Origin of the sequence: Mumia spirodelae, assembly GCF_050632745.1 — a bacterium.
GTDB lineage: Bacteria > Actinomycetota > Actinomycetes > Propionibacteriales > Nocardioidaceae > Mumia.
Window position 1 is genome coordinate 170,582 of sequence record NZ_JBODSD010000001.1, and the last position, 25,382, is coordinate 195,963.

The window sequence follows — 25,382 nt, forward strand, 5'->3', positions numbered from 1 at the left end:
GCTGTCCGCAGTGCTCGATGTCGTGAACACATGTTCGATAACGAGGCGGTTGGACGGTTCGTCGAGGCTGTCGACGCGCTCTGCGAGCAGCCGGTCGCCCTGGCGGACGGCGCCCAGGTGCGGCGGCTGCTGCGGGTGCTCCAGGGCGGGAGCGACCGGCTCGACGGGCTCAAGGCTGCTGCGCTCGATGCGCTGGAGGAGACCCGGGCCTTCGCCGACGACGGGGCCTCGTCGTCGCTCTCCTGGGCACGGCGGGAGCTGCGGCTGAGCGACGCCGAGATCAAGAAGCGGCGTGCCGCCGGCCGGTCGATGCGGTTGCTTCCTGGTGTGGCGGAGGCGCTGTTCGCCGGCGATGTCCGGCTCGAGCACGTCTACGAGCTCACGGCCGGCATCACCAAGGTCGGACAGGAGCACATGGTCGAGGCGACGGCAAGCACGCTCCTTTCCCTGGCGAGGGTAGCGACACCCAAGGATGTCGCCGCCGCGGTGACGCGGTTGGCCGAGGTGGTTCATCCCGAGCGCCTCGACGAGCACTACCGCCGCGGGATGGACAAGCACGACGTGGCGGTGACGCGCTGCGGTGACGGCTACCACCTGAGCGGGTTCCTGGATGTCGTCAACGGTGCGAAGCTCGCGACCTGGCTGACGGCCGCCTCAGCCCCGCTCGGGGCGGAGGACGTGCGGGCGCCCGCGCAGCGCCGGGTCGACGCGTTCGGCGGGATCGTCGACGCGGTCCTCCGCCACGGGATGCCGTCGGACCGCGGTGCGCGACCCCAGCTGCACGTCATGGTCGACGCGACCTGGCTCGCGAGCCAAGGCGCGGGGCAGGATGGCGATGCTGGTTCGCCTGGGGGCAAGCGCAGGGGCCGGGGAGGCGCAGTCGGGTTGCCTGGCGCGCCGACGCTCGTCGGGTTCGGCACGATCGGGCCGGAGCTCTTCGGATACCTGGGGTGCGAGGCCGACGTGACGGCGATCCTGGTCGACGGCGTCACGGGCGGGCCGACCCCGCAGGCCGACGTGCTCAACGTCGGGCGGACCGTGCGGCTGGCGACGGCGAAGCAGCGCGCCGCGGTGCTTGCTCGTCAGGCCGGCGTCTGCGGGGCCCCGGGATGCCGACATCGCATCGCCGAGATCCATCACGTGGCCTGGTGGGCGCGTGACGGAGGCCGCACCGACCTCGACGAGCTGGTCGGGCTCTGCGGTCGCTGCCACACGGCGGTGCACAGCGGTCGCCTGCGGGTGGCCGGCGACGGCAAGCGCGGGTTCGTGTTCGGGCGACGGGGTGAGCGGCTTCGCCCTCGAGGACCACGAGCGGGTGCAGGGGCATCGACTCGACGGCTACCTCCGCGCCCTCGATCCGGGCCGGCGCCGGCCGCCCCGCGCTCCGGGCAAGGCCGCGGGCGTTCGGTCCGCGCCCGCACCGGCGCCGCCACCCGCATCCGTACTGGCGGCGCCGCCACCACCAGCGCCCGCACCCGCACCGGGGCCGCCACCACGGACACGACGCGACGACGGCGAGCGGTGCCACGACCTGACGCCTCGGGTCTGAGACCCGGTCGGCTGGTGGCGGAGGCGGGAGTGGGTTCTCCACCCCGATGCGACGGGCGTCACGTGGCCCGTGTCACCCTTGGGGAGACCGTACTGACCGGTAGCCTGCTCGCTCCCGGTGGCGCTGCGGTCCTCTGACCGGACACCTGAACAGGAGCACTGCGGTGAGCAACCTGGCCTCCCTCCTCGAGAGCTCGGCGTCGAAGTACCCCGAGCGGACCGCCATCGTCTTCGGTGACATGCGGCTGACCTATCCCCAGGTCGACGCGGCAGCGAACCAGGTCGCCAACCTGCTGGCCTCGCGCGGCATCGGGCACGGGGACAAGGTCGCGCTGTCCTGCCCGAACCTGCCCTACTTCTCGATCGTCTACTACGGCATCCTCAAGGCCGGCGCGACCGTGGTCCCGCTCAACATCCTGCTCAAGGGTCGCGAGGTCGCCTACCACCTCGACGACTCCGACGCGCGCGCCCTCTTCGCCTTCCAGGGCACGCCCGACCTGCCGATCGGGCAGGAGGCGTGGGACGGGTTCAACGCGACCGAGGGCTGCGAGCACTTCTTCCTCATCACCGCCGACCCGACGGCGCCGTCGCCGATCGAGGGTGCCGAGACGTTCGCCGCAGCGGTGGGCAACCAGCCTCCGACGCACACGACCGTCGAGACGGCCGACACCGACACCGCGGTCATCCTCTACACCAGCGGCACCACGGGCCAGCCGAAGGGCGCCGAGCTGTCGCACGCCAACATGCTGAGCAACGCGCTCGCCGGGGAGAAGCTCTTCGGGGCCGACGAGAAGAACCCGGACACCTACCTCTGCGTGCTGCCGCTGTTCCACTCGTTCGGCCAGACCGTCATCCAGAACGGCGCCTTCGCCTACGGCGGCACGGTCGTGATGCTGCCGCGCTTCGAGGCCGCGGCCGCGCTCGGCCTCATCGCCAAGGAGAGCGTGACGTTCTTCGCCGGTGTCCCGACGATGTACTGGGGCCTCCTCGGCGCGCTCGAGGGCAGCGACATCAGTGCCGAGCAGGTCGCGGCCACGCTGCGGGTCTCGGCAGCCGGCGGCTCGTCGCTGCCGGTGGAGATCATCAAGGAGTTCAAGGCCCGCTTCGGCGTGGACATCCTCGAGGGCTACGGCCTGTCCGAGACCTCGCCCGTCGCGAGCTTCGCCCCGCTGGGTGCCGAGCCGCGCCCCGGCTCGATCGGCAAGCCGATCCCGGACGTCGAGATGAAGCTCATCGACCCGGAGTGGAACGAGGTCACCGACAAGGACGCGATCGGCGAGATCGCGATCAAGGGACCCAACGTCATGAAGGGCTACTACAACCGCCCGGAGGCCACTGCTGAGGTCATCAAGGACGGCTGGTTCCGGTCGGGCGACCTCGGGCGCAAGGACGAGGACGGCTACTACTACATCGTCGACCGCGCCAAGGACATGATCATCCGCGGCGGCTTCAACGTGTACCCGCGTGAGCTCGAGGAGGTGCTGATGACCCACCCCGCGGTCTCGCTGGTCGCGGTCATCGGTGTCGCGCACGACAGCCACGGCGAGGAGGTCAAGGCCGTCGTCATCAAGAACCCCGGAGACGAGACCACCGAGGAGGAGCTGGTGGCGTGGGCCAAGGAGCAGATGGCGGCCTACAAGTACCCGCGCATCGTCGAGTTCCGTGAGTCCCTGCCGATGACGAGCACCGGCAAGATCCTCAAGCGCGAGCTCTGAGCCGTACGGGCGGGATTCCGGCGGCAGGTAGACTTTCCGCCGGAATCCCGTCACCGCCTCAAGGAGTGCCACCGTGGCTCGTGTCGTCGTCGACGTCATGCCCAAGCCCGAGATCCTCGACCCCCAGGGCAAGGCCGTGCACGGCGCCCTCGACCGCCTCGGTTTCGGCGGCATCGCCGACGTCCGGCAGGGCAAGCGGTTCGAGCTCGAGGTCGAGGGCGAGATCACAGAGGAGCGCCTCGCCGAGATCCGCAACATCGCCGAGACCCTCCTCTCCAACCCCGTGATCGAGGACTTCTCGGTCCGCGTCGAGGAGCAGCTCGTGGCCACCGAGGGCGGGCTCGCGTGAAGGTCGGCGTCGTCACCTTCCCGGGATCCCTGGACGACGTCGACGCCCAGCGCGCGGTGCGTCTGGCCGGTGCCGAGCCCGTCGCGCTCTGGCACGGCGACCACGACCTCAAGGCGGTCGACGCAGTCGTGCTCCCCGGCGGCTTCTCGTACGGCGACTACCTCCGGGCCGGCGCCATCGCCCGCTTCGCGCCGGTGATGTCCGAGGTCATCGACGCCGCGAACGGGGGCATGCCCGTGCTCGGCATCTGCAACGGCTTCCAGATCCTCTGCGAGTCCCACCTCCTTCCCGGCGCGCTGATCCGCAACGACCACCGCAAGTTCGTCTGCCGTGACCAGCGCCTGCGCATCGACAACGCCGCCACCGCCTGGACCAGCGCGTACGAGGCCGGCGACGAGATCGTGATCCCGCTGAAGAACGGCGAGGGCGGCTTCGTGGCCGACGAGCTCACGCTGGACGTCCTCGAGGGCGAGGGCCGCGTGGTCGCGCGCTACCTGGAGGACAACCCCAACGGGTCGTTGCGCGACATCGCCGGCATCAGCAACGAGCGCGGCAACGTGGTCGGCCTCATGCCCCACCCCGAGCACGCCGTCGAGGACCTCTGCGGTCCGGGCACCGACGGGCTCGGCTTCTTCACCTCCGTGCTCACCGCCCTCGTCAAGTAGCCCCCAGCCTCGTACGAAGGAGCCAGCATGACCGAGATCGACGCGAGCGTCGAGGTCGTCGACAACACCGAGGACAGCCGCTACGACCTCCTGGTCGACGGTGAGCTCGGAGGGACGATCGTCTACCGCGACCCGAGCGACGGTGTGCGTCAGCTCGTGCACACCGAGGTCAAGCCCGAGCTGGGCGGCCGCGGGCTCGCCGGCGTGGTCGCCCGGGCGGCGCTGGACGACATCCGTGCGAAGGGCTGGAAGGTCGTCCCGACCTGCCCCTACGTCGCGTCGTACATCGGCAAGCACCCTGAGTACGAGGACCTCGTCGCCTCCCGCTGAGCGACCTCGGACGCCCGCTCTCGCGTTCGAGTAGCGAACCCCGCCTGATCGGGTGAGGATTCGAGAAGACCCCCGACGCCGTACTCCAGCAGTCCGTACTCGGGGGTCCGCTCGATGGTTGCGAAGCTCGTCACCTGGTCGATCACTCTGTCGGCTGTCGCCGCGCTGAGTCTCGTCGGTGGCGCGGGAAAGGGGCCGGCCGGTGACCCTGCGGAGAGCCTGGAGCGGATGCTCGTCGCCCTCGGGAGCGGCGACTACGCGGAGGCGTGCGAGATGATCCTCGACGGCGGGACCCCGGTCGCCGAGGGCGACGGGTCGGAGTGCGCCGAGACGATGCGGGTCTACGCCGAGGGCATCCGTCCCGGCGCGGTACGCCGGCTTCGGGACATCACCGTCGAGCAGGTGCCGGAGCGCGGGTCGCGCGTCGAGATCTCCGGGGACGCCGTCGTCGGGGCGCCGTCGCCGTTCGCCGAGACCGTCTACGAGCTGGTCCGGGTCGACGGCAAGTGGTACGTGGCGGCGGGCTGAGCATGCGCACCCACGCCGAGCCCGGGGTCCCGCGCCCGCTCGCCGCCGTCGCGGCGCTCGTCGTCGCCTCCATCATCGTCGCCCTCGTCACGCTGGCTGTCGGGCTCGGCTCGTCGCAGGTCGCCGGCCAGCGGACCGCCGCGGCGTCGGTCGTTCCTCCCCCCGGGTCGCCGACCGCAGCGCTCGAGCAGATGCTCACCGCCCTCGGGAGGTCCGACGTCCGTGCCGCGTGCGGCGTCGCGGCGCCCGACGGGTTCCCGATCAGGACTCCTGAGGCGCTGTCGACGTGCGAGACCTCTCTGCGCGACCAGCTCGAGGAGCTCGACCCCCGGCTCCTGAAGGCCTACCGCGAGGTGGACGTGCGCGGAGCCTTCGTCGAGGGCAACAGCGCGACGGTGCGCCCGGGCCAGATCGCCGGCGCCCCGGTGGCGATGCGCAAGGCGGTCTTCGTCCTCGTCGAGGCCGGTGGCGCCTGGTACGTCGTGGTCTGACCGCGGCGACGAACAGACGACCGACCACCGATCCGTGGACGCCCTCCGCGGGCGGCCCCGAATGGGCCATGCTGGGGACGTGTTCGTGCGTGCGCCCCGCCTCCCGAGGAGCGTCGGCCTGCTCGGGCCGGCGTTCGTCGCCGCGGTCGCGTACGTCGACCCCGGCAACGTCGCCACCAACGTCACGGCGGGAGCGACCTTCGGCTACACCCTCGTGTGGGTGGTGGTGCTGGCCAACGCGATGGCCGTCGTCGTCCAGTACCTCTCCGCGAAGCTCGGGCTCGTCACCGGTCAGTCCCTCGCGACGCACATGGGCGAGGTGCTCCCGCGCCCGGCGCGCATCGCGTACTGGCTCCAGGCCGAGGGCGTCGCGATCGCCACCGACGTCGCCGAGGTCGTCGGAGGGGCCCTGGCGCTCTACCTCCTCTTCGACCTGCCGCTGGTGCCTGGCGCGCTGGTGACGGTGGCGGTCTCGATGCTCGTCCTGAAGATCGGCGACCGGTTCGGGCAGAGCACCCTCGAGCGTGTCGTGATGGCGTTCCTGCTGCTGATCGCCGCCGGGTTCACCGCCGGGCTCGTGGTCGCTCCTCCCGAGGCAGGCGCCGTCGCCGAGGGGCTCGTCCCGCAGTTCGCCGGGACAGAGAGCGTGCTGCTGGCCTCGGCGATCATCGGGGCGACGGTCATGCCCCACGTGATCTACCTGCACTCGGGGCTCACCGCCGGACGGCTCGGCCGCCGGGGCCAGCGCCGTACCGTCGCGGAGCTGCTCGCCGCGACGCGGGTCGACGTCGTGGTCGCGCTGGTCGTCGCCGGGTCGCTGAACCTCGCGCTGCTGCTGACCGCGGCCTCGAGCCTGTCCGGCCTCGACGGCACCGACACGCTCGAGGGCGTCCACACGCTCCTGTCGTCCGAGCTCGGCGCCGGCGTCGCCCTGCTCTTCGCCGTCGCGCTCCTCGGGTCCGGGCTGGCGTCGACGTCGGTCGGCTGCGCGGCGGGCGCCGAGGTGATGCAGGGACTGCTCCGGGTGCAGGTTCCGCTGATCGCCCGCCGGGTGGTGACCGTGATCCCGGCGCTGGCGGTCCTCGTGCTCGGCATCGAGCCGTCGCGTGCCCTGGTCGGGTCCCAGGTGGTGTTGTCGGTCGGCATCCCGTTCGCGTTGGTGCCGCTCCTGTGGCTGACCGCGCGCCGGTCGGTGATGGGCGACGCGGTCAACCGCCGGGTCACGACGGTGCTCGCGGCCGTGATCGCGGGCCTCGTGATCGCCCTCAACGTCGCGCTCCTGGTGCTGACGTTCGCCTGAGCACGACCGTGGCGCCGCGTCGGGGCGCGGTCCTAGGGTTGCGACATGGACCAACGCGTCAGCTTCATCACGCTCGCGGTGGGCGACGTCGCCCGCAGCCGTGCCTTCTTCGTCGACGGTCTCGGCTGGCAGGAGAGCCTCTACGTCCCCGGTGAGGTCCTGATGCTCAAGGTCGCGGACCGCGTCGTGCTGTCGCTCTGGGACCGGAGCGGGTTCGAGGAGGAGGTCGGTCCGATCGCCACAGGGGCCGGCTTCGCGCCGATCACGCTCGCGCACAACGTCGCGAGTCCCGCCGACGTCGACGAGGTGCTCGAGGAGGCGGTGGCGGCCGGGGCGACGCTCCGATCGCCGGGCTCGCAGCGCGAGTGGGGCGGCTACAGCGGCTACTTCCTCGACCCCGACGGCTACGCCTGGGAGATCGCCCACAACCCCGGTCCGATCGGCCAGGAGCTCGTTCCCTGAGCCGACGGAGAGGCGTCCGGCACCTCGACGGCGGCGCCGAGCGCTCTTGACCCCGCAGTTAGGGTTGCCTGATATGAGCATCACGGCACAGCCGGAGTCGTCCGCAGCCAAGGGCCGTCGCGCCCCTCTCAAGTTCGAGGTCGTCTCCAGCGAGCGGCTCACACGGCACATGCAGCGCGTGGTGCTCGCGAGCCACCAGTTCGACGAGTTCGCCCGGCGGTTCGGAGGCTTCACCGACTCCTACGTGAAGCTCGTCTTCCTCGCCGAGGGCGTCGACTACCCCGACCCGCTCGACCTCGACTTCGTGCGCCAGTCCTTCCCGCCCGAGGCGCAGCCGGTCGTCCGCACCTACACGCTGCGCGGGATCGACCTGGAGCACGGCCGCATCACGATCGACTTCGTCGTCCACGGTGACGCCGGCGTCGCGGGGCCCTGGGCGGCGCGGGCCGAGCCGGGCGACGTCCTGCACGTCAACGGGCCGGGAGGTGCGTACGCGCCGGACCCGACCGCGCCGTGGCACCTCATCGCGGGCGACGAGGCCGCCCTCCCCGCGATCCAGGCCGCCCTCGAGGCGATGCCGGCCGGCGCACGCGTGCACGCCTACGTGGAGGTCGACGGGCCCGAGGACGAGCAGCCTGTCGTGTCCGAGGCCGACGTGACCCTCACCTGGCTGCACCGCAACGGTGCTCCGGCGGGATCGACGACGCTGATCGCCGACGCCGTGCGGACCGACCTGTGGCCGGAGGGTGCCCCCCACGTGTTCGTGCACGGCGAGTCCGGGCTGCTCAAGCAGCTCCGGTCCTACCTCCTCGCCGACCGCGGCGTCCCCCGCGAGCGGCTCTCGCTCTCGGGCTACTGGCGTCGCGGCGAGACCGAGGAGGGCTTCCGGGCCTGGAAGAGCACGCAGCCGAAGGCCTGATCCTCCCGCTGGCAGACGCCGAGTGGGCGGCGCTCAGAAGTAGTCGACCATGAACGGCGTCGCGGCGAACGCGGCGTCGAGGAGCGCGTCCTCGCGAGGGTCGCCCCCGTCGGCCAGGCCCGCGGCACGCAAGGTGGCCACCGGGGTCCCCGCGAACAGCGCGGCGGTCCCGCGCGGACCGAGCGTCAGCCCGCCCGCGCCCTCCTCGCGGCGCAGGACTCCGCGACCGCCGGACACGGCGAGCGCGAACCGGCCGGACGACCCCTCGTCCAGAGGGTCCGTCAGCACCAGCGGCACCTCGAGGTCGACCCCGGCGGGGAATCCGCGGGCGTCCACCGCCGCCGGGGCGTCGACGAGACGGAGCATCCACCACTGGGTGGCGTGCACGGAGACCTCGTTGTCGGGCAGCATCCAGAACACCGGGTCCTGCGGTCCCAGCGCCACGCGGACCGACGCCTGCGTCGAGGAACCGGTGCCGACGAGCCGCCAGAGCGCGCGCATCGTCGTCGACGAACCCGCCCCGAAGACCTGCACGTCGAAGCGGTCGCGCGCGAACGCGTACGACACCACCCCGTCGTCGGCCAGGTAGGTCAGCATGTCGTCGTCCTCGAGGTCGACGGTGACCTCGACGGGGTCCCAGTCGAACGGACCGCTGTCCCGCCGGGCCGCGTAGCCGGCGGCGAGGAGGCGGGTGACCTCGGCGGCGTCCGCAGGGCTGGCCCGCCGCACCGGGACCGCGTCGCCGGACAGCCGCCGGAGGGCGTCCGTCGAGAGGTCGACGACGCGTCGCGTCCCCGCGATCTCGTAGCCGACGGCGCGGTACGGCGCGGTGGTCGCGGGGTAGAGGGTCGACACCACGAACCCGAGGTCGCGCGACCGGTCGAGCACGCCGCGCATGAGCGCCGAGCCGACCCCGCTCCCGCGGTGCTCGGGCGCCACCACGACGCCGCCGATGCCCGCCATCGGGACCCGGCGGCCGCCCCACCACTGGCCGAAGGCGTTGATCCGCGCCGTCGCGACGACGGTGCCGCCGTCGTACGCGGCGACCACGCGGTGCTGGTCGATCGCACGCACGACCATCGCCTTCCAGTGGTCGACGTCGCCGGACGAGAGCGGGCCGAACGAGCGGGACCGGACGTCGAGGGCGGCGTCGAGGTCGTCGGGCGACAGGTCACGGATCTCCACGGGCTGAAACTAGTCCGGATGCCGGGCTACCGTCGAAGGAGTTCTCGGGACGGTACGAGACGAGGAGTCCGTGATGGCCAACAGCATCGTCCACTTCGAGATCCCGTTCGGAGACGGCGAACGCGCTCGGGCGTTCTACCGGGACGCGTTCGGATGGGAGGTCCAGCACCTGCCGGAGATGGACTACACCATGGTCCAGACCGGTCCCGTCGGCGACGACATGGCGCCGAGCGAGCCGGGTTTCATCAACGGCGGGATGTTCGAGCGCAGGGAACCGTTCACCGGGCCGGTCGTCACCGTCGGCGTCGACAGCATCGACGACACGCTCGCGCGGGTCGAGGCGCTCGGCGCCACCCCGGTCGGCCGGAAGGAGGAGGTCGGGGGCATGGGCTTCGCCGCCTACTTCACGGACCCGGAGGGCAACGTGATCGGCCTCTGGGAGACCGCGTCGCCGGCGGAGATCGGTTAGCGTGCGGCCCATGCACGTCATCGAGGTCACCACCACCGACAACATCGAGGGCGCGGAGTACGGGGCGGGCATCTCGATCATCCAGGAGGACACCGACGTCGAGGGGAGCGGGCCACGCCTGCACAAGCACCCGTACCCGGAGACGTTCGTCATCCACGCGGGCAGCGCCCTCTTCACCGTCGCCGGCGAGGAGCTGGTCGGGCGTGCGGGGCAGGTCATCGTGGTCCCCGCGGAGACCCCGCACAAGTTCTCGGTGCTCCCCGGGGGCTACCGCGCGACCCACATCCACGCGAGCGACTCCTTCGAGACCGACTGGCTGGAGTAGCGGTGTGGGGGCGCCGACTACCCTGGTGCCGTGACCGACGCGCCCGCCGCCACGGCTTCGACCTCTCCAGCCGACCCCGTCAAGACCCGCCTCGACACCGTCGAGCACGCCAGCGCCACCCCGGACCACGATCAGCCGTGGTCCGAGCTGGGGCTCAAGCCCGACGAGTATGAGCGCATCCGCGAGATCCTCGGGCGTCGCCCGACCGGTGCCGAGCTCGCGATGTACTCGGTGATGTGGAGCGAGCACTGCTCCTACAAGTCGAGCAAGGTCCACCTCAAGAAGTTCGGCGAGCTGCCGCAGGAGACCCCGCTGGGGAAGACCCTCGCGGGGATCGGTGAGAACGCCGGCGTGATCGACGTCGGTCAGGGCTACGCGGTCACGTTCAAGGTCGAGTCGCACAACCACCCGAGCTACGTCGAGCCCTACCAGGGGGCGGCCACCGGTGTCGGCGGGATCGTCCGCGACATCCTCGCGATGGGCGCGCGCCCGGTCGCGGTGATGGACCCGCTGCGCTTCGGCCCGCTCGACGCCCCTGACACCAAGCGCGTGATGCCGGGCATCGTCGCCGGCGTCGGCGGCTACGGCAACTGCCTCGGACTGCCCAACATCGGGGGCGAGGTCGTCTTCGACGAGACCTACCTCGGCAACCCGCTCGTCAATGCCCTCTGCGTCGGCGTCCTGCGCCACGAGCAGCTGCACACCGCCCACGCCTCCGGCGAGGGCAACAAGGTCGTCCTGTACGGCGCCCGCACCGGTGGCGACGGCATCGGCGGCGTCTCGGTGCTCGCGTCGGAGACCTTCACCGACGCCGGTCCGACGAAGCGCCCGAGCGTCCAGGTGGGCGACCCGTTCATGGAGAAGCTCCTCATCGAGTGCACGCTCGAGCTCTTCGAGGCCGGTGTGGTCGCGGGGATCCAGGACCTCGGCGGCGCCGGGCTGTCGTGCGCCACCAGCGAGCTCGCGAGCGCGGGCGACGGCGGCATGCACGTCGAGCTGGACACGGTCCCGCTGCGCGACTCCACGCTCTCGCCGGAGGAGATCCTCATGAGCGAGTCGCAGGAGCGGATGATGGCCGTCGTCGAGCCGCAGCACCTCGACGGCTTCATGGAGATCTGCCGCAAGTGGGACGTCGAGGCCACGGTCGTCGGCGAGGTCACGGAGACGGGCCGCCTGGTCATCGACTGGCACGGTGAGACCGTCGTCGACGTGCCGCCGCGCTCGGTCGCGCACGACGGCCCGACCTACCACCGTCCCTACGCCCGCCCCGACTGGCAGGACGCGCTCCAGGCCGACACGACGGCGTCGCTCGCCCGCCCGTCCGGCGACGACGAGCTCCGTACGACGCTGCTCGACGTCCTCGGCTCCCCGAACCAGGCGGACAAGTCGTGGGTCACGGACCAGTACGACCGCTACGTCCGCGGCAACACCGTCCTCGCGCAGCCGGAGGACGCGGGTGTGGTCCGCATCGACGACGAGACCAACCTCGGCGTCGCGGTCGCGACCGACTGCAACGGGCGCTTCGCCAAGCTCGACCCGTACGCCGGCGCCCAGCTGGCGCTGGCTGAGTCGTACCGCAACGTCGGAGTCGCGGGTGCCCTGCCGCTCGCGGTCACCGACTGCCTCAACTTCGGCTCTCCCGAGGACCCGGCGGTGATGTGGCAGTTCGAGCAGGCCACCTCCGGCCTCAAGGACGCCTGCGCCGTGCTCGGCATCCCGGTCACCGGCGGCAACGTCTCGTTCTACAACCAGACCGGCGAGACGGCGATCCTCCCCACCCCGGTCGTGGGCGTGCTCGGCGTGATCGAGGACGTCACCAAGCGCGTCAGGCAGGGCTTCGCCGACGAGGGCGACGTCGTCCTGCTGCTCGGCACGACGCGCGAGGAGCTCGACGGCTCGGCCTGGTCGCAGGTGGCGCACGGCCACCTCGGCGGTGTGCCGCCGCAGGTCGACCTCGCCGCGGAGAAGGCCCTCGCCGACCTGATGGTCGAGGTGGCCGCGCAGGGGCTCGCCACCGCTGCGCACGACCTGTCCGACGGCGGGCTGGCGATCGCGCTCGCGGAGGCGTCGATCCGTCACGGCGTCGGCGCCACGGTCTCCCTCGACGGAGACGCTTTCGTGGCGCTGTTCTCGGAGTCGGCGGCTCGTGCAGTGGTGACGGTCGCTGCGTCGGACGTGGAGGCCTTCACGGCGCTCGCCGGGTCGTACGCCGTGCCGGTGACCCGTCTCGGCGAGACGGGCGGCGACGCGCTGACCGTCGAGGGAGCGTTCTCGATCCCGGTCGCGGAGCTCCGCGACCGCTGGACGGCGACGATCCCGGCGGTCATGGGCGCCTGAGCGACCGTGTTCCCCACGCGTGCGTACCCCCGAGACGCCGAGGCGATCGTCGCGCTGCGCGACGACCTCGCGCGCTGGCAGCTGGGGTCCGGGATCGCGCAGTGGCAGCCGGGCGAGGTCACGGCGGACATGGTCCGGACCCAGATCGCGGACCAGGAGTGGTTCGTCCTGCGCGACGACGGTGCGATCAGCGCGACGGTGCGCGTGATGGAGGACGACCCCAGGATCTGGGACGACCTCGTCGCACCCGGCACCGGTGACGCGCTGTACGTCCACGGGCTGATGGTCCGGCGGACCCACCGCGGCCGCGGGCTCGGTGGCGTCATGCTCGACTGGGTGGCCGGGCGCGTCCGTGATGCCGGGCGCGCGACGCTGCGTCTGGACTGCGCGGCGGCCAACACGGCCCTGCGCGCGTACTACGTCGGCCTCGGGTTCCGCGAGCGGGGCGAGCGGGAATTCCCCGCGCCGTGGAAGACCCTCGCCCGCTTCGAGAAGCAGGTCGCCTGAGACGTCGGCGTCAGCGGGTCGCGCCGGCAAGGTTGTCGTCGCTCCCGGCGGCGAGGTACGTCCCGTGCCCCTCGCGCACGAGCCCGTCGCGGAAGTGCAGCACCTCGTTGACCAGGCCGCCCTTCTGGTTGCGGTAGTGGATCACGACCGTGTCGAGCCCGGCGTACACGCCGACGACCTCGAAGCGGAGGTCCGGGATCAGGCGCAGTCCCTCGGTCCAGTACGCGCGGAGCGCCTCCTTGCCCCGCAGGCTGCCGTCGCTGCCCTCGAGGAGCTGTGCGGCCACGGGAGAGGTGAAGACGACGTCGTCGGCGAAGTGGGCGAGGACGGCCTCGACGTCGTGGGCGTTCCACGCGGCGCACCACTGGTCGGCGAAGGCCCGAGGGTTGTCCGGTCGCATGGAGGGCACGCTAGCCCAACCCTCACCCGTGGGGTCGCTCCACCCGCAGCACCCTCACCGTGGCCGTGAGCCGCTCCGACGGCAGGATGCCGAGCTCGCGCCCGAGCATGCGTCGGAAGGTGACGTACTCGCGGACGGCCTCTGCACGGTTCCCCTCGGCGATGTGAGCCTCGATGGCGAGCGCCATCGGGGTCTCCCGCAAGGGCTCGATGTGGTGCGCGAGCTGTGCGGCCCACACCGCGGCGGCGGTCTGACCGTCCTGGAGGGCTTTTCGGGCCGCGGCCTCGAGGGCCTCCAGCCGCAGCTGCTGCATCCGCTCGCGCGCGAACGCGAGCCAGTCCTCGTCCCACCCCGGAAGAAGCTCGGCGTCGGCCAGGACCCGGGCGACGTCGTCGGCGTCCTGGGGCGCGCGCATCGTCTCGCGCGCGAACCGTTCGAGGCGTTCGAGGTCGACGCTCACCGACGCGGCGAGGGCGACCGTCGACGGGGTGATGTCGAGCAGCCCCGGGGCGTGGCAGCGCAGGTGGGTCAGCGACGCCCGCAGGCTGCCGAGGGCGTGGCGCTCGGGGACGTCCGGCCACAGCACGCCGGCGATGTGGCGACGCGTCTGCTCACCGAGCAGGGCGAGCGACGAGACAACCCGGCGCTCGCGAGGCTTGAGGACGACCGGGCTGCCCTCGTGCTCGAGCGTCCAGTGCCCGCACAGCGACAGGGCGTAGTCGCCGTTTGCCGCTGCCCCCGTCGTCATCGCCATCGCCCCGCCTCGCACGCACCGTCGGCGTCAGCGCGACGTTGCGGTCGTCCCTCAGTCGGACAAACCCGAGACAGATCCGGGAGATGGATGGCCCATGGCCTCAACCACTGTGGCACAAGCCGTGATCATTCCGTGGCTTGTTTGCGCGACTCTCAGCGGACGCGTTCGAGCCAGTTCTCGACCGCCTGGATCGCGCTCGAGCGGGACCGCGTGACGATGACGACGGAGTCGTTTCCCTGGGTGAACGTGAGGCGCGCGCGGAAGGCCGTCGCGTCCTCCACCCAGGCGGACACGACGAGCACGCTGCCGCGCCCGGCGGGCGGCAGCGTCGCCGGTGAGAGAGGGACCTCCCCCATGTCGTCCACCCCCTGATTGTCGGCATCGCGGAGCCATGCCGCCAGAGAACCAGCAACAGGTCGCACCGCTGTCGCGCCGCCGTCACGCCCCCGTCGCGGCACCGTCGCGGGCCGGTTGCGGACCGGTTGCGGGCCGGTCGCGCCGTCGTCGCGACGGGGTCGCGCCACGGTCGCGGCGGGGTCGCACCACATCCGAACCATGGGTCGCGAGGGGTGCTCGGGCGGTTCGTACGCCGGGGCCACCACCGGACAGGAGGGGAGGTGACACCACATGGCAACGATGACGATGTCCGAGCTCCGCGAGGAGCACGTCGAGCTGCTTCCCGCACGGGAGACGCTCTTCCACTGGGGCAACAACTGGGCGGGCGTCTACGCGTCCAACTCGTCGATGGCGCTCAACGCAGCGACGGCCTTCTCGGTCGCGCAGAGCCAGGCGAACCAGGCGATCCAGATCAACCAGGGGTGAGGCCGTCCGTCTCGCCGCAATCGAGAGGAAGTGATGCGGGATGGGCATCGCGCCGTCCGTGCGTCCTGCCGAGCTCCAACGGCAGTCCGCGGCGCTCCTTCCGGCGCGGGAGACCCTGTGCCACGGGGGCATCAACGTCGCGCCCGTGGTCGCGGTCAACATCGCGCTGGCAGTGAATGCAGCGAGCATCGCCGCTCACGCCCAGGCTGTCGCCCTCCAGGGCGTCGGCGTGCGTCAGTGAGCGAGGCTCCCGCTGGGGCGGCGGCAGGTGGGCAACTCCAAGACCCACCTGCCGTCGCCTGTTCCCGATCGTAGTGAGGCCCAGGGACGAAGGACGGACGATGGCGACCGCACATGCTCCTGACGTCGCCGGGACGAGCCCGCCACCCGCCGGCACGGCGAGCGGCACGGGCCGGTGGCGACGTGCGCCCGGACTCCGCATGCTCGGCGAGAGCAAGGGGTCCGGCTTCAAGCAGCCCACCTACCTCGTACGACGTGGCGACGGGCAGGTCGTCCAGGTGTCGGAGCTGCTGTACCACGTCGTCGGCGAGCTGACCGTCGGCCGGGACAACGTCTCGATCGCGGACGCGGTGAGCCAGTCGTACGGACGCACCCTCGACGCCGAGGGCCTCGAGTTCCTCCTGCGGGAGCGGCTGCAGCCGCTCGGTCTGGCCGTCGACGGTGACAACGAGCCCGAGGTGACCCCCGCCCCGGTCGCCAAGCCGCTCCTCTCCTTGACGCTGAGGGGTCGGCTGATGCCGGCGCGGACCGTGCGAGCGGTCGCGCGGCACCTCACGTTCCTCTACCGGCCGTGGTTCGTGGCCCTCGCCCTCGTCGCGTTCGTCGGTGTCGGGGTGGGCGTCGTCGTCCGCGGTGACCTCCTTCTGGCGCTGCAGGAGACGCTCGCGTCGCCGGTGCTGCTGCTCGCGCTGCTGGGCATCCTGACGGCGGGCGCGATCGTGCACGAGCTCGGGCACGCGACGGCCTGCCGGTACGGCGGTGCCGAGCCGGGCGCGATCGGGGTCGGCGTCTACCTCGTGTTCCCGGCCTTCTTCACCGACGTCACCGAGTCCTACCGGCTCGGCCGTGGAGGGCGGGTCCGCACCGACCTCGGCGGCCTCTACTTCAACGTGCTGTTCCTCGTCGTGGCAGGCGGGACCTACCTCGCCACGGGCAGCGGACTCGTGCTGCTGGTGATCCTGCTGATGCTCCTCGAGATGGTCCAGCAGCTGATCCCGGTGGTGCGCTTCGACGGCTACTGGATCCTGAGCGACCTCGCCGGGGTGCCGGACCTGTTCGCGCGCGTCAAGCCGGTCCTGCTGTCGGCGCTCCCCGGCCGCCCGGTCGACCCCACCGTCGCGGACCTGCGACCCGCCTCGCGCCGCCTCGTGGTGGGCTGGGTCGTGGTCGTCGTGCCGCTCCTCGCGTTCGGGTTCGGGTGGCTCGTCTGGAGCACCCCGACGATCGTCGAGCAGACCCTCGCCGCGCTCGACGCGCAGCGAGCGACCCTCGTCGCGGCGTGGCGGACGACCGACGTCGTGGTCGTCGTGCTGTCCGTGCTGTCGATGCTGCTGCTCGTGCTGCCGCTCCTCGGCATCGCGGTGCTCTTCCTCCGGCTGCTGCGGACCGTCGGGCAGATGGTGGGGAGGAGCGTCTGGTACCGGCGCCTCGCCCGCGCGGCCCGGGGATCGGGACGCCACGCCTCCGACGCCGGGGACGACGCGGCCGAGCCGCCCGAGGAGGTCACCCAGGCGCCCGACGTGCCGCCCCGGCGTACCGGCGCCCTGCTCACCGCGGCGGCGTTCACCGACGAGGACATGCTGGCGCCCCGCCCGACCCCGGCGCGCCAGGGCTGGCAGGCCTCGGTGTACCGCGCGACCCGCGGCCGGGTGTCACCGAGGCCCGGGCCCGCCGAGCGCCGCAAGCTCGCGATCGAGTCCCGCCTGCGCTCCCCGATCGAGGGCACCCGGCGCGTCGTGGTCATGAGCCGCAAGGGAGGCGTCGGCAAGACGACCATGACCTACGCGGTCGGGGCGACGTTCGCGCTGACACGGGGTGATCGGGTGATCGCTGTCGACGCGAACCCCGACGCCGGCAACCTCGCCCACCGGATCGGGCGTCCCAACGAGCTCTCGATCACCGACGTGCTCGCCGCGACCGAGGAGATCGACCGGTACGCGACCCTGCGCCGCTACACGACCCAGGCCGTCGACTCGAGGCTCGAAGTGCTCGCCTCCGACGACAACCCCCACATCGAGATGGCGCTCGGGCGCGACGACTACCACCGGCTCATCGAGCTGCTGGACCAGTACTACAACCTGATCCTGCTCGACACCGGCACCGGGATCCTCGACAGTGCGAACCAGGGCCTGCTCACCGAGGCCGACCAGCTCGTCCTCGTGCTGAGGGCCGGGCTCGACGGAGGGCGCGCCGCTGCGCTGACCCTCGACTGGCTCGACGAGCACCACTACGAGGACCTCGTCCAGAACGCGGTCGTCGTGATCAACGGCGTACGCCGCGGGGTCGGTGCGCCGCTCGAGCCGATGACCGACCACTTCCTCCAGCGGTGCGCGCAGGTCGTCACCGTGCCGTGGGACAAGACGCTGGAAGCGGGGGCGCTGACGCTGTTCGGAGACCTCCAGCCGGCGACGAGGGACGCACTCACCGAGGTGGCCGCCGCCGTGGCGGACAACTTCCGTCAGAGAGGGACGAAACGATGAGGACACGAACGACGACAGCCGGCCTTGCCCTGGCGCTCGGCGGGATCTTGGTCGCGACCGGCTCGGCCGCCGCGACGGGTGCGGCAGCGCGCCACGGCGACGAGGTGGGCACCGTCGACGCCGTCGCGTCGTCCCAGCCGACCGGTGCCCACCCGACGGACTCCGACGAGGTCGTGAAGTACCGCTGGAAGGACAGCCGACGCCTGAAGGCCGACGCGGTCGCCACCAGCTCGGCCGTCTGCGACGGCTGCTCGGGCGACGCCGTCACGCTCGAGGTCGTGTACGGGTGGCGGACCCGGAGCGCGACCGCGGACAACGTCGCCTCCGCGTGGTCGTCCTGCGGCATGTCGTGCGGCGCGAGCGCACTCTCCGTCCAGCTCGTCGTCCTGCCGCGCGGCCGGACGATCGAGGCGAACAACCGGGCGCTGGCGCTCAACGCTGCCTGCACGGAGTGCCGGTCGGTCGCGGCGGCGTACCAGGTCGTGGTCGCCGAGCGCGGCGCGAAGCCGCTGTCGCGCGCCGAGCGCCGCGAGCTCGAGGCGCTGGTCGCGCAGCTCCACGACCAGATGCAGACCGCGACGTCGGCCGAGCGGTTCGGGCGCCGCGCCGCCAAGAGGCAGGCCGCTCGCGTGACCAGGGCGGGCCTCGAGGACCTCGCCGCCTTCGCGGTGGACGCCACCGGCGGGAGCATCGAGCGCAAGGACGCCGACGTCCGCGTCCGCTGATCGTACGGAGGGCGTGGCACACTCCCTCCCATGTGGACACCGTGGTCCCGTCGCTCGCTCGGGTCGGCCGAGGACCGTGCGACGTACGAGACGCTGCACACGGCCTCCCTGGCAGCGCCGGCGCTGCGCCGCGGCCTCGACGAGGACAGCGCGTCGGCGTCGCTGAAGCACCTCCGCACTCTCCTCGGGGCGCCGTCGGTGGCGCTGACCGACACCGAGCGGGTCCTCGCGGTCGAAGGCTCCCGCGAGCGGCGCTCCGACGCGATGGAGCTCGCGAAGCAGGCGATCGCCGCCGGGACGACCCAGGCCTTCAGCACGCCGCACGCGCACTACCCCCACGCGATCGTGGCCCCGCTGACGGTCGAGGACGCGGTCGTCGGGGCGGTGGTGGTGAGGGCACCCACGAGCTCGGCCGGTCTCGCCCGGGCGACCACGGAGGTCGCCCGGTGGGTGTCGAGCCAGCTCGAGCTCGCCGAGCTCGACAAGTCCCGGACGGCGCTGATGGAGGCAGAGCTGCGGGCGCTGCGGGCCCAGATCTCCCCGCACTTCGTCTACAACTCGCTCGGCGCCATCGCCTCCTTCGTCCGCACCGACCCGGAGCGGGCCCGTGAGCTGCTGCTCGAGTTCGCCGACTTCACCCGCTACTCCTTCCGGCGGCACGGCGAGTTCACGACGCTGGCCGACGAGCTCCGCTCGATCGAGCGCTATCTGGTGCTCGAGAAGGCGCGCTTCGGCGACCGGCTCCAGGTGACGGTGCAGGTGGCGCCGGAGGTCCTCGCGGTGACGCTGCCGTTCCTCTCCATCCAGCCGCTGGTCGAGAACGCCGTCCGGCACGGCCTGGAGCGCAAGGCCGACGGGGGCACCGTCGTCGTGATCGCCCGCGACGCCGGGAACGAGGCTGTGATCACGGTCGAGGACGACGGGGTCGGTGAGGATCCGGACCGCGTACGCCGTGCGCTGGCCGGCGACAGCGCCGGAGACTCCGTCGGGCTCGGCAACGTGGACGAGCGGATGCGGACCGTGTACGGCAACGCGTACGGGATCGTGGTCGAGACCGCGCCCGGGGCCGGGACGAAGGTGATCGTCCGCGTGCCGAAGTACGCGCCGGGCGCCGAGCGCTGAGTCCGGTCCGGAGCCAGGCCCCGGCCACGTGACGGGGACCACAGGCGACGCCTAGACTCGGGCGCCATGGGTCTGAACGTTCTCGTCGCCGACGACGAGCAACCGGTCCTCGACGAGCTCGTGTACCTCCTCGAGCGCGACGAGCGGATCGACCACGTCCGGGCGGTCGCCTCCGGTGCCGACGTCCTGCGGGCGCTGGAGACCGACCCGGTCGACGCGGTGTTCCTCGACATCGCCATGCCGGCCCTGTCCGGACTGGAGGTCGCGCGAGTCCTCGCCCGCTTCAGGACGCAGCCCAAGGTCGTCTTCGTGACCGCCCACGAGGACCACGCCGTCGACGCGTGGGACCTCGACGCCGTCGACTACGTTCTCAAGCCCGTCGCCGAGGACCGGCTCCGCGAGTCGGTTCGCCGGGTGTGCGGCGCCCGCTCCCCGCAGACGTCGTCCGCCGCGCCCGACGACGACGTGGTCGCGGTGGAGCTCGCGGGCGTCACCCGCTTCGTGCCGCGCAGCAGCATCGCCTACGTCGAGGCGCAGGGCGACTACGTGCGGCTGCACACCGTCGAGGGCGAGAGCCACCTGCTCCGTACGGCGCTGGTGACGCTGGAGCACGAGTGGGCCTCGGCCGGGTTCGTCCGGATCCACCGCAGCCTCCTCGTGGCGTCCTCGCGGGTCCGGGAGGTCCGGATGATCGCCGGCCGGTGCTCGGTCCTCGTCGACGCCGGCGGCCCGCCGTACACCGAGCTCCAGGTCGCGCGCCGCCACACGCGCGACCTGCGCGACCTGGTCCAGCAGCGGTCGCGCTCCGGCGGTGGGTGACGTGACGGACACCGACCCGGCCTCCACCCGGGTCCGCGTCACCAGCCCGCACACGGCCGCACACCCGCGCCGGCGCCGTACCGTCGTGCAGGAGATCGACGAGGAGACGGCGATCGGCGAGGTCTACATGCGCTCGCTGGTCCGCTCGCAGCTGCGCCTGGCGCTGATCGTCGCGGTCGTCGTCGCGGTCGGGATCGGGGGACTGCCGATCGTCTTCGTCCTGACCCACCTCGAGGCCGTCCAGATCGGGCCCCTCCCGCTGCCGTGGTGGATCCTCGGGGTCGCCGTCTACCCGGTGCTGTTCCTGATCGGGTGGGCGTTCGTCGCCGCGTCGGAGCGCAACGAGCGGGCGTTCAGCGACCTCGTCGAACGCCCGTAGGCGGGCCGGGAGCCTGCCGTGAACAGCACCTACGCCGCCGTCGCCGTCGCCGTGGTCGCCCTGGCGACGCTCGGCATCGGACTCTTCGGACTGCGCTTCAGCCGGACCACCTCGGACTTCTACGTCGCGTCGCGCTCGGTCAGCCCGCTGTGGAACTCCTCGGCGATCGGCGGCGAGTACCTGTCGGCGGCGTCGTACCTCGGTGTCGCCGGTCTGATCCTCACCTACGGCGCCGACATGGTGTGGTTCCCGGTCGGGTGGACGGCGGGCTACCTGGTCCTGCTCGCGTTCGTGGCGGCCCCGCTGCGGCGTTCCGGGGCGTACACGCTGCCGGACTTCACCCAGATGCGCGTCCAGTCGACGACGGCCCGGGCGGTCGCGTCGATGCTCGTCGTGGTCATCGGGTGGCTCTACCTGATGCCGCAGTTCCAGGGTGCGGGGCTGGTCCTGCACACCGTGACCGGGGCGCCGACCTGGGTCGGATCGGTGCTCGTCGCCGGGATCGTCGTGGTGAACGTGGTGTCGGGCGGGATGCGGAGCATCACCTTCGTCCAGGCCTTCCAGTACTGGCTGAAGCTCACCGCCCTCCTCGTGCCGCTGATGTTCCTCCTGCACGCGTGGACCGAGGACGGGCGCCCGACGCCGAGCGACGCCGGTGCCTCCGGCAGCTGGCTGTCGCCGATGGCGGCGGAGGGGACGGGCCTCGCGCTCTACGCGACGTACTCGCTCATCGTCGCCACGTTCCTCGGCACGATGGGCCTGCCGCACGTGGTGGTGCGCTTCTACACCAACCCCGACGGCCGCGCCGCGCGCCGGACGACCTTGCTGGTCCTGGCGCTGCTCGGGTTCTTCTACCTGCTCCCGACGACGTACGGGGTGATCGGCAGGGTGTACGCCGCCGACCTCGTCGACACGGGGAACACCGACATCGTCGTGCTCGAGCTGCCGATGCGGATGATCGGCGGCTCGCTCGGCGACGTGCTCGGAGCGCTGCTCACCGCTGGTGCCTTCGCGGCGTTCCTGTCGACCTCGTCCGGTCTCACGATGTCGGTTGCCGGGGTCCTCGCGCAGGGCTCGGTCGGACGGCGCTACCTCGGGCCGGTCGCCGGCCTGCGCGCCGGCGCCGTGGTGGGGACGCTGTTCCCGCTCGTGCTGGCGCTCGCGTCGGAGCAGATCGCGGTGGCCAGCTCGGTCGGGTTCGCCTTCGCCGTGGCCGCGTCGACCTTCTGCCCGCTGCTGGTGCTGGGCATCTGGTGGCGCCGGCTGACGGCTGCGGGCGCGGTCGCGGGCATGCTCGCCGGCGGGCTGGGGGCCGGTGCAGCTGTGGTGGCGACGATCGTGCGCGGCACCGACGACGGGTGGCTCGACCTCCTCCTGTCGCGCCCGGCCGCATGGTCGGTGCCGCTGGCCTTCGCCGCGATGGTCGGCGTCTCGCTGCTGACCCAGAACCGCCGGCCGTCCAACGTGGCGCGGACGATGGTGCGCCTCCACACCCCCGAGCGGCTCCGGCTCGACCGGGCCGACGCCTGACGCGACGCCGCCGGGGCTACCCGACGGGACCTTCGCCGAGCGTGACCGTCGCCGTGTGGCTCTGACCCGCGGTGTCGGTCCACGCGATGCTCACCCGGTCGCCGGCGTCATGGCTCGCGATCGTCTCTGAGAGGGCGTCCGCGGAGGTGGTCGCGGTGCCGTCGAGCGCCGTGATGATGTCGCCGGCGGTGACTCCGGCGTCCGCCGCCGCGGACCCCTCGACCGTGCCGGCGATGACGACGCCGGACAGCGCGGACTGCTGCTGCGGGAGCTCGTAGCCGTAGCCGTAGCCGTAGCCGTACCCGTACGTTCCGTCCGAGCCGTACTGCTCGCCCGGGAGGACGGCGCTCGCGGTGTTGGCGAGCGTGACGCCGAGGAACGCGGTCGCGCCGATCTGGACGGTGCCGCTCTCCTGGCCCGAGCTGATCTGGTGGACGATGCGCAGCGCGGTGGCGATGGGGATCGCGTACGCCGTCACGTCGGCCGACCCGCTCGACGCGGTGTCCATCCCGACGACCTCGCCGTCGTCGTCGTACAGCGGTCCGCCGGAGTCGCCCGAGACGATGTCGGCGTTGATCTCGATCAGGTTGGTCAGGTGCTCCGACCCGCCGGACTCGTCGGACACGGTGATCGCCTGCTCCAGCGCGGTCACGGTCCCCGCGGCGGCGCTGGCCTCGGAGGTCCCGCCGGCGTTCCCGACACCGACGACCGCGTCGCCGACCTGCACCGGCTCGTCGGTGTCGGTGGTGACGGTGCGGAGCCCCGAGGCGTCCTCGAGCTGGAGCAGCGCCACGTCGGACGTGGCGTCGTACCCGACGACCTCGGCCTCGTACGTCGCGCCCGTCGATGCGATCTCGACCGAGATCGCGGTCGCGCCCTCGACGACGTGGTGGTTGGTGAGGACCTCGCCGTCCGAGGTCAGCACCATGCCGGTCCCGGCGGCCTGGCCGCTGCCGTAGTCGAGGGTGGTCGTGATGTAGACCAGGCCGACCTTCTGCGCCGCGGTGGCGCTGGTGGTCTCGGTGCTGGGCGTCCCGGTGCCGCTCTGGTCGCCGTACGGGTTCGTCCACGGGTCGGCGACCGCGGTCGTCCCGTTCGTCGACGGGGGAGCGGACGTGATCGCGGCCGCGGACGCGTACCCGACACCGAAGGTGCCGAGCACGGCCGCGGCCGCCAGACCGGCGATGCCGGTGCGTGCGAAGGTGCGGGTCACGGAACGCCGAGAACCGAGGTGGCGGGGCTGCGTGGCCTGAGGCGAGGTCGTCGTGTCCATGACCTCAGTGCAACGCCGCCACCTGGGGGAACCCTGTGAGCGTCCTGTGCAGGAGCGAAGGGTTCGTCAGCGGCTGCGACGGCGCCCGGCCTGCGCCGAGAACGCCGCGGCGCCACCGCTGCGCGACGCACCGCCACCGCGCGAGGCGGAGCCGCCGGACGCGCCCTGGCCCGAGCCGGAGCGGCGCTGGCCGCCCGTGCCCTGACCGCTGCCCTGGCCGCCGCCGGAGCCCGTGCCGCTGCGACGGCGGCGGCGCGAGCGGTTGCCGTTGCGGGCGACGTCGCCGGAGCGCTGCCCGCCTCCGTTGCCGCGTCCACCACCGTTGCCGTTGCTGCCGGATCCCGCCGTGAGCGCCGGGGGCGGCGAGACGCGCTCGGCCTGCGGTCCGACGAGGGTGCCGACGATCTCCGCGCCGGGGCCCACCTCGTGGTCGGTCGGCTTGATCGCGGCGGCGCGCATCAGCGTGCGGACGTCGCGGCGCTGCTCGGGGGTTGCCACGGTGACGACGATGCCGGAGGCGCCGGCCCGCGCCGTACGGCCCGAGCGGTGCAGGTACGCCTTGTGCTCGGCCGGCGGGTCGACGTGCACGACGAGCGACACGTCGTCGACGTGGATCCCGCGGGCGGCGATGTCGGTCGCGACGAGGACGCGGACCGTGCCGTCGGCGAACGCCGAGAGGTTGCGCTGCCGCGCGTTCTGGCTGAGGTTGCCGTGCAGGTCCACCGCCGGGATGCCCGAGGCGGTGAGCTTCTTCGCGAGCTTCTTGGCCGCGTGCTTGGTGCGGGTGAACGCCAGCGTCTTGCCCTCGCCGCCGACGAGCTCGTTGACGAGCGCCTGCTTCGCGTCGTGGGGCACGGTGAGGACGTGGTGCTCCATGTCCGGCACGTGCGACGTCGCCTCGTCGACCGAGTGCGTGACGGGGTTGTGCAGGTAGCGCTTGACCAGGGTGTCGATGCCGTTGTCCAGCGTCGCCGAGAACAGCAGGCGCTGCGCGTCGCGCGGAGTCCGGTCGAGGATCCGCTTCACGCCGGGGAGGAAGCCGAGGTCGGCCATGTGGTCGGCCTCGTCGAGGACGGTGACCTCGATGTCGCTGAGGTCGCAGTGGCCCTGGCCCATCAGGTCCTCGAGGCGGCCCGGAGTCGCGACGACGACGTCGACGCCGTTGCGCAGCTTGGTGACCTGCGGGTTCTGACCGACGCCGCCGAAGATCGTCATCGTGCGGAGCTGCATCGCCTGGGCGAGCGGCGCCAGCGTCTCGAGGACCTGGGTCGCGAGCTCGCGGGTCGGGACCAGGATCAGGGCGCGGGGGTGGCGCGCACGCCGGCGGCGGCCGCTGGCGGCGAGGACGGCGAGCGTCGGGAGGCTGAACGCGACGGTCTTGCCGGAGCCGGTGCGGCCGCGGCCGAGGACGTCACGACCGGCGAGCGAGTCGGGGAGCGACGCCGCCTGGATGGGGAACGGGGTGGTGATGCCGCGCTCCGCGAGGGAGGCGACGAGAGGTGCGGGCACGCCGAGATCGGCGAAGGTGGGCACAGAGGTGTCCTTCACGTCGTGGGGGATGGCCGTGGATGCCAGCACTCACGAGGTGAGGATGGGAGGGCGCGTAAGGCGCGCCGCTCGAGCAGACGACCGCGGACGCGGGGTGCGTCCTGAGGCAACAGTACGGGGCGGGTGGGCGCCGCAACGAATCCAGTGGCCGTGATCACAC

28 protein-coding genes are annotated in these 25,382 nt (G+C 72.3%); 22 read left to right on the forward strand and 6 right to left on the reverse strand.

All coding sequences use genetic code 11. From position 1 onward, the window contains the following. Positions 1 to 30: 30 nt before the first annotated feature. The 10 genes from ACQSSQ_RS00870 to ACQSSQ_RS00915 all read left to right on the forward strand — a co-directional run bounded on the left by ACQSSQ_RS00870 (position 31) and on the right by ACQSSQ_RS00915 (position 8,307). Positions 31 to 1,686, forward strand: coding sequence for an HNH endonuclease signature motif containing protein (locus tag ACQSSQ_RS00870; RefSeq protein WP_431325140.1), 1,656 nt, complete (start codon positions 31 to 33; stop codon positions 1,684 to 1,686). A 26-nt stretch (positions 1,687 to 1,712) separates the two neighbouring features. After that, complete coding sequence (locus ACQSSQ_RS00875) at positions 1,713 to 3,263, forward strand: long-chain-fatty-acid--CoA ligase (RefSeq protein WP_431325141.1); 1,551 nt, start codon at positions 1,713 to 1,715, stop codon at positions 3,261 to 3,263. 73 nt (positions 3,264 to 3,336) lie between these two features. Then, positions 3,337 to 3,612, forward strand: coding sequence for a phosphoribosylformylglycinamidine synthase subunit PurS (gene purS, locus ACQSSQ_RS00880; protein ID WP_431325142.1), 276 nt, complete (start codon positions 3,337 to 3,339; stop codon positions 3,610 to 3,612). After that, a complete protein-coding gene (gene purQ, locus ACQSSQ_RS00885; protein ID WP_431325143.1) occupies positions 3,609 to 4,277 on the forward strand; it encodes a phosphoribosylformylglycinamidine synthase subunit PurQ in 669 nt (222 codons plus the stop codon). Before purS ends, purQ begins: the two co-directional genes overlap by 4 nt. Positions 4,278 to 4,304: 27 nt before the next feature. Beyond that, positions 4,305 to 4,607: a GNAT family N-acetyltransferase gene (locus ACQSSQ_RS00890; RefSeq protein ID WP_431325144.1), complete on the forward strand. Its 303-nt coding sequence runs from the start codon at positions 4,305 to 4,307 to the stop codon at positions 4,605 to 4,607. A 114-nt stretch (positions 4,608 to 4,721) separates the two neighbouring features. After that, entirely contained in the window at positions 4,722 to 5,135 is a 414-nt protein-coding gene (locus tag ACQSSQ_RS00895) for a hypothetical protein (RefSeq protein WP_431325145.1), read from the forward strand. A 2-nt stretch (positions 5,136 to 5,137) separates the two neighbouring features. Next, complete coding sequence (locus ACQSSQ_RS00900; protein ID WP_431325146.1) at positions 5,138 to 5,626, forward strand: hypothetical protein; 489 nt, start codon at positions 5,138 to 5,140, stop codon at positions 5,624 to 5,626. A 61-nt stretch (positions 5,627 to 5,687) separates the two neighbouring features. Beyond that, positions 5,688 to 6,926, forward strand: a complete 1,239-nt coding sequence (locus ACQSSQ_RS00905; protein ID WP_431325147.1) for an Nramp family divalent metal transporter — start codon at positions 5,688 to 5,690, stop codon at positions 6,924 to 6,926. 45 nt (positions 6,927 to 6,971) lie between these two features. After that, positions 6,972 to 7,388: a VOC family protein gene (locus ACQSSQ_RS00910; protein ID WP_431325148.1), complete on the forward strand. Its 417-nt coding sequence runs from the start codon at positions 6,972 to 6,974 to the stop codon at positions 7,386 to 7,388. A gap of 73 nt (positions 7,389 to 7,461) precedes the next feature. Continuing rightward, positions 7,462 to 8,307, forward strand: a complete 846-nt coding sequence (locus ACQSSQ_RS00915; protein WP_431325149.1) for a siderophore-interacting protein — start codon at positions 7,462 to 7,464, stop codon at positions 8,305 to 8,307. Positions 8,308 to 8,340: 33 nt separating this feature from the next. Here the strand turns inward: ACQSSQ_RS00915 and ACQSSQ_RS00920 are convergent, their stop codons facing one another. Next, positions 8,341 to 9,492 carry a GNAT family N-acetyltransferase gene (locus ACQSSQ_RS00920; RefSeq protein ID WP_431325150.1) on the reverse strand — a complete coding sequence of 384 codons (1,152 nt, stop codon included), beginning with the start codon at positions 9,490 to 9,492 and terminating at the stop codon, positions 8,341 to 8,343. Between the two features lie 73 nt (positions 9,493 to 9,565). Here ACQSSQ_RS00920 and ACQSSQ_RS00925 point away from each other — a divergent pair, with 73 nt between their 5' ends. The 4 genes from ACQSSQ_RS00925 to ACQSSQ_RS00940 are packed head-to-tail and all read left to right on the forward strand — an operon-like array spanning position 9,566 to position 13,130. Further along, positions 9,566 to 9,961, forward strand: a complete 396-nt coding sequence (locus tag ACQSSQ_RS00925) for a VOC family protein (RefSeq protein ID WP_431325151.1) — start codon at positions 9,566 to 9,568, stop codon at positions 9,959 to 9,961. A 10-nt stretch (positions 9,962 to 9,971) separates the two neighbouring features. Further along, positions 9,972 to 10,286, forward strand: coding sequence for a cupin domain-containing protein (locus ACQSSQ_RS00930; protein WP_431325152.1), 315 nt, complete (start codon positions 9,972 to 9,974; stop codon positions 10,284 to 10,286). A gap of 30 nt (positions 10,287 to 10,316) precedes the next feature. Further along, positions 10,317 to 12,623 carry a phosphoribosylformylglycinamidine synthase subunit PurL gene (purL, locus tag ACQSSQ_RS00935; protein WP_431325153.1) on the forward strand — a complete coding sequence of 769 codons (2,307 nt, stop codon included), beginning with the start codon at positions 10,317 to 10,319 and terminating at the stop codon, positions 12,621 to 12,623. Positions 12,624 to 12,629: 6 nt separating this feature from the next. Beyond that, positions 12,630 to 13,130: a GNAT family N-acetyltransferase gene (locus ACQSSQ_RS00940; protein WP_431325154.1), complete on the forward strand. Its 501-nt coding sequence runs from the start codon at positions 12,630 to 12,632 to the stop codon at positions 13,128 to 13,130. A 10-nt stretch (positions 13,131 to 13,140) separates the two neighbouring features. On the opposite strand, the gene ACQSSQ_RS00945 is transcribed toward ACQSSQ_RS00940, so the two are convergent. The 3 genes from ACQSSQ_RS00945 to ACQSSQ_RS00955 form a co-directional block, all read right to left on the reverse strand. After that, positions 13,141 to 13,530 (reverse strand): nuclear transport factor 2 family protein, encoded by a 390-nt coding sequence (locus tag ACQSSQ_RS00945; RefSeq protein WP_431325155.1) that lies wholly within the window; start codon positions 13,528 to 13,530, stop codon positions 13,141 to 13,143. A gap of 22 nt (positions 13,531 to 13,552) precedes the next feature. Beyond that, positions 13,553 to 14,284, reverse strand: a complete 732-nt coding sequence (locus tag ACQSSQ_RS00950; protein ID WP_431325156.1) for an AfsR/SARP family transcriptional regulator — start codon at positions 14,282 to 14,284, stop codon at positions 13,553 to 13,555. A 152-nt stretch (positions 14,285 to 14,436) separates the two neighbouring features. Then, a complete protein-coding gene (locus ACQSSQ_RS00955; protein ID WP_431325157.1) occupies positions 14,437 to 14,649 on the reverse strand; it encodes a hypothetical protein in 213 nt (70 codons plus the stop codon). 262 nt (positions 14,650 to 14,911) lie between these two features. On the opposite strand from ACQSSQ_RS00955, the gene ACQSSQ_RS00960 reads away from it, so the two are divergent. The 8 genes from ACQSSQ_RS00960 to ACQSSQ_RS00995 all read left to right on the forward strand — a co-directional run bounded on the left by ACQSSQ_RS00960 (position 14,912) and on the right by ACQSSQ_RS00995 (position 22,401). Then, positions 14,912 to 15,106, forward strand: coding sequence for a hypothetical protein (locus tag ACQSSQ_RS00960; protein ID WP_431325158.1), 195 nt, complete (start codon positions 14,912 to 14,914; stop codon positions 15,104 to 15,106). A gap of 40 nt (positions 15,107 to 15,146) precedes the next feature. Next, positions 15,147 to 15,347 (forward strand): hypothetical protein, encoded by a 201-nt coding sequence (locus ACQSSQ_RS00965; protein ID WP_431325159.1) that lies wholly within the window; start codon positions 15,147 to 15,149, stop codon positions 15,345 to 15,347. 100 nt (positions 15,348 to 15,447) lie between these two features. Continuing rightward, on the forward strand, positions 15,448 to 17,826 hold the full coding sequence (locus ACQSSQ_RS00970) for a MinD/ParA family ATP-binding protein (protein ID WP_431325160.1): 2,379 nt from the start codon (positions 15,448 to 15,450) through the stop codon (positions 17,824 to 17,826). Next, on the forward strand, positions 17,823 to 18,551 hold the full coding sequence (locus ACQSSQ_RS00975; RefSeq protein WP_431325161.1) for a hypothetical protein: 729 nt from the start codon (positions 17,823 to 17,825) through the stop codon (positions 18,549 to 18,551). Before ACQSSQ_RS00970 ends, ACQSSQ_RS00975 begins: the two co-directional genes overlap by 4 nt. 30 nt (positions 18,552 to 18,581) lie before the next feature. Beyond that, positions 18,582 to 19,673: a sensor histidine kinase gene (locus ACQSSQ_RS00980; protein ID WP_431325162.1), complete on the forward strand. Its 1,092-nt coding sequence runs from the start codon at positions 18,582 to 18,584 to the stop codon at positions 19,671 to 19,673. Positions 19,674 to 19,739: 66 nt separating this feature from the next. After that, on the forward strand, positions 19,740 to 20,492 hold the full coding sequence (locus tag ACQSSQ_RS00985) for a LytR/AlgR family response regulator transcription factor (protein WP_431325163.1): 753 nt from the start codon (positions 19,740 to 19,742) through the stop codon (positions 20,490 to 20,492). A 1-nt stretch (position 20,493) separates the two neighbouring features. Next, positions 20,494 to 20,871, forward strand: coding sequence for a hypothetical protein (locus ACQSSQ_RS00990; protein WP_431325164.1), 378 nt, complete (start codon positions 20,494 to 20,496; stop codon positions 20,869 to 20,871). Between the two features lie 18 nt (positions 20,872 to 20,889). After that, entirely contained in the window at positions 20,890 to 22,401 is a 1,512-nt protein-coding gene (locus tag ACQSSQ_RS00995; protein ID WP_431325165.1) for a sodium/solute symporter, read from the forward strand. Between the two features lie 16 nt (positions 22,402 to 22,417). Here the strand turns inward: ACQSSQ_RS00995 and ACQSSQ_RS01000 are convergent, their stop codons facing one another. Both ACQSSQ_RS01000 and ACQSSQ_RS01005 read right to left on the reverse strand, forming a co-directional pair. Then, complete coding sequence (locus tag ACQSSQ_RS01000) at positions 22,418 to 23,674, reverse strand: S1C family serine protease (RefSeq protein ID WP_431325166.1); 1,257 nt, start codon at positions 23,672 to 23,674, stop codon at positions 22,418 to 22,420. 66 nt (positions 23,675 to 23,740) lie between these two features. Further along, positions 23,741 to 25,207 carry a DEAD/DEAH box helicase gene (locus ACQSSQ_RS01005; protein WP_431325167.1) on the reverse strand — a complete coding sequence of 489 codons (1,467 nt, stop codon included), beginning with the start codon at positions 25,205 to 25,207 and terminating at the stop codon, positions 23,741 to 23,743. Between the last annotated feature and the right edge of the window lie 175 nt (positions 25,208 to 25,382).

Excerpts from the sequence above, each read along its gene's own strand:
- ACQSSQ_RS00870 (WP_431325140.1), top strand. The coding sequence starts at position 31 with ATGTTCGATAACGAGGCGGTTGGACGGTTCGTCGAGGCTGTCGACGCG.
- ACQSSQ_RS00890 (WP_431325144.1), top strand. The coding sequence starts at position 4,305 with ATGACCGAGATCGACGCGAGCGTCGAGGTCGTCGACAACACCGAGGAC.
- ACQSSQ_RS00895 (WP_431325145.1), top strand. The coding sequence starts at position 4,722 with ATGGTTGCGAAGCTCGTCACCTGGTCGATCACTCTGTCGGCTGTCGCC.
- ACQSSQ_RS00900 (WP_431325146.1), top strand. The coding sequence starts at position 5,138 with ATGCGCACCCACGCCGAGCCCGGGGTCCCGCGCCCGCTCGCCGCCGTC.
- ACQSSQ_RS00905 (WP_431325147.1), top strand. The coding sequence starts at position 5,688 with ATGGGCCATGCTGGGGACGTGTTCGTGCGTGCGCCCCGCCTCCCGAGG.
- ACQSSQ_RS00910 (WP_431325148.1), top strand. The coding sequence starts at position 6,972 with ATGGACCAACGCGTCAGCTTCATCACGCTCGCGGTGGGCGACGTCGCC.
- ACQSSQ_RS00915 (WP_431325149.1), top strand. The coding sequence starts at position 7,462 with ATGAGCATCACGGCACAGCCGGAGTCGTCCGCAGCCAAGGGCCGTCGC.
- ACQSSQ_RS00925 (WP_431325151.1), top strand. The coding sequence starts at position 9,566 with ATGGCCAACAGCATCGTCCACTTCGAGATCCCGTTCGGAGACGGCGAA.
- ACQSSQ_RS00930 (WP_431325152.1), top strand. The coding sequence starts at position 9,972 with ATGCACGTCATCGAGGTCACCACCACCGACAACATCGAGGGCGCGGAG.
- ACQSSQ_RS00945 (WP_431325155.1), bottom strand. The coding sequence starts at position 13,530 with ATGCGACCGGACAACCCTCGGGCCTTCGCCGACCAGTGGTGCGCCGCG.
- ACQSSQ_RS00950 (WP_431325156.1), bottom strand. The coding sequence starts at position 14,284 with ATGGCGATGACGACGGGGGCAGCGGCAAACGGCGACTACGCCCTGTCG.
- ACQSSQ_RS00960 (WP_431325158.1), top strand. The coding sequence starts at position 14,912 with ATGGCAACGATGACGATGTCCGAGCTCCGCGAGGAGCACGTCGAGCTG.
- ACQSSQ_RS00965 (WP_431325159.1), top strand. The coding sequence starts at position 15,147 with ATGGGCATCGCGCCGTCCGTGCGTCCTGCCGAGCTCCAACGGCAGTCC.
- ACQSSQ_RS00970 (WP_431325160.1), top strand. The coding sequence starts at position 15,448 with ATGGCGACCGCACATGCTCCTGACGTCGCCGGGACGAGCCCGCCACCC.
- ACQSSQ_RS00975 (WP_431325161.1), top strand. The coding sequence starts at position 17,823 with ATGAGGACACGAACGACGACAGCCGGCCTTGCCCTGGCGCTCGGCGGG.
- ACQSSQ_RS00980 (WP_431325162.1), top strand. The coding sequence starts at position 18,582 with ATGTGGACACCGTGGTCCCGTCGCTCGCTCGGGTCGGCCGAGGACCGT.
- ACQSSQ_RS00985 (WP_431325163.1), top strand. The coding sequence starts at position 19,740 with ATGGGTCTGAACGTTCTCGTCGCCGACGACGAGCAACCGGTCCTCGAC.
- ACQSSQ_RS01000 (WP_431325166.1), bottom strand. The coding sequence starts at position 23,674 with ATGGACACGACGACCTCGCCTCAGGCCACGCAGCCCCGCCACCTCGGT.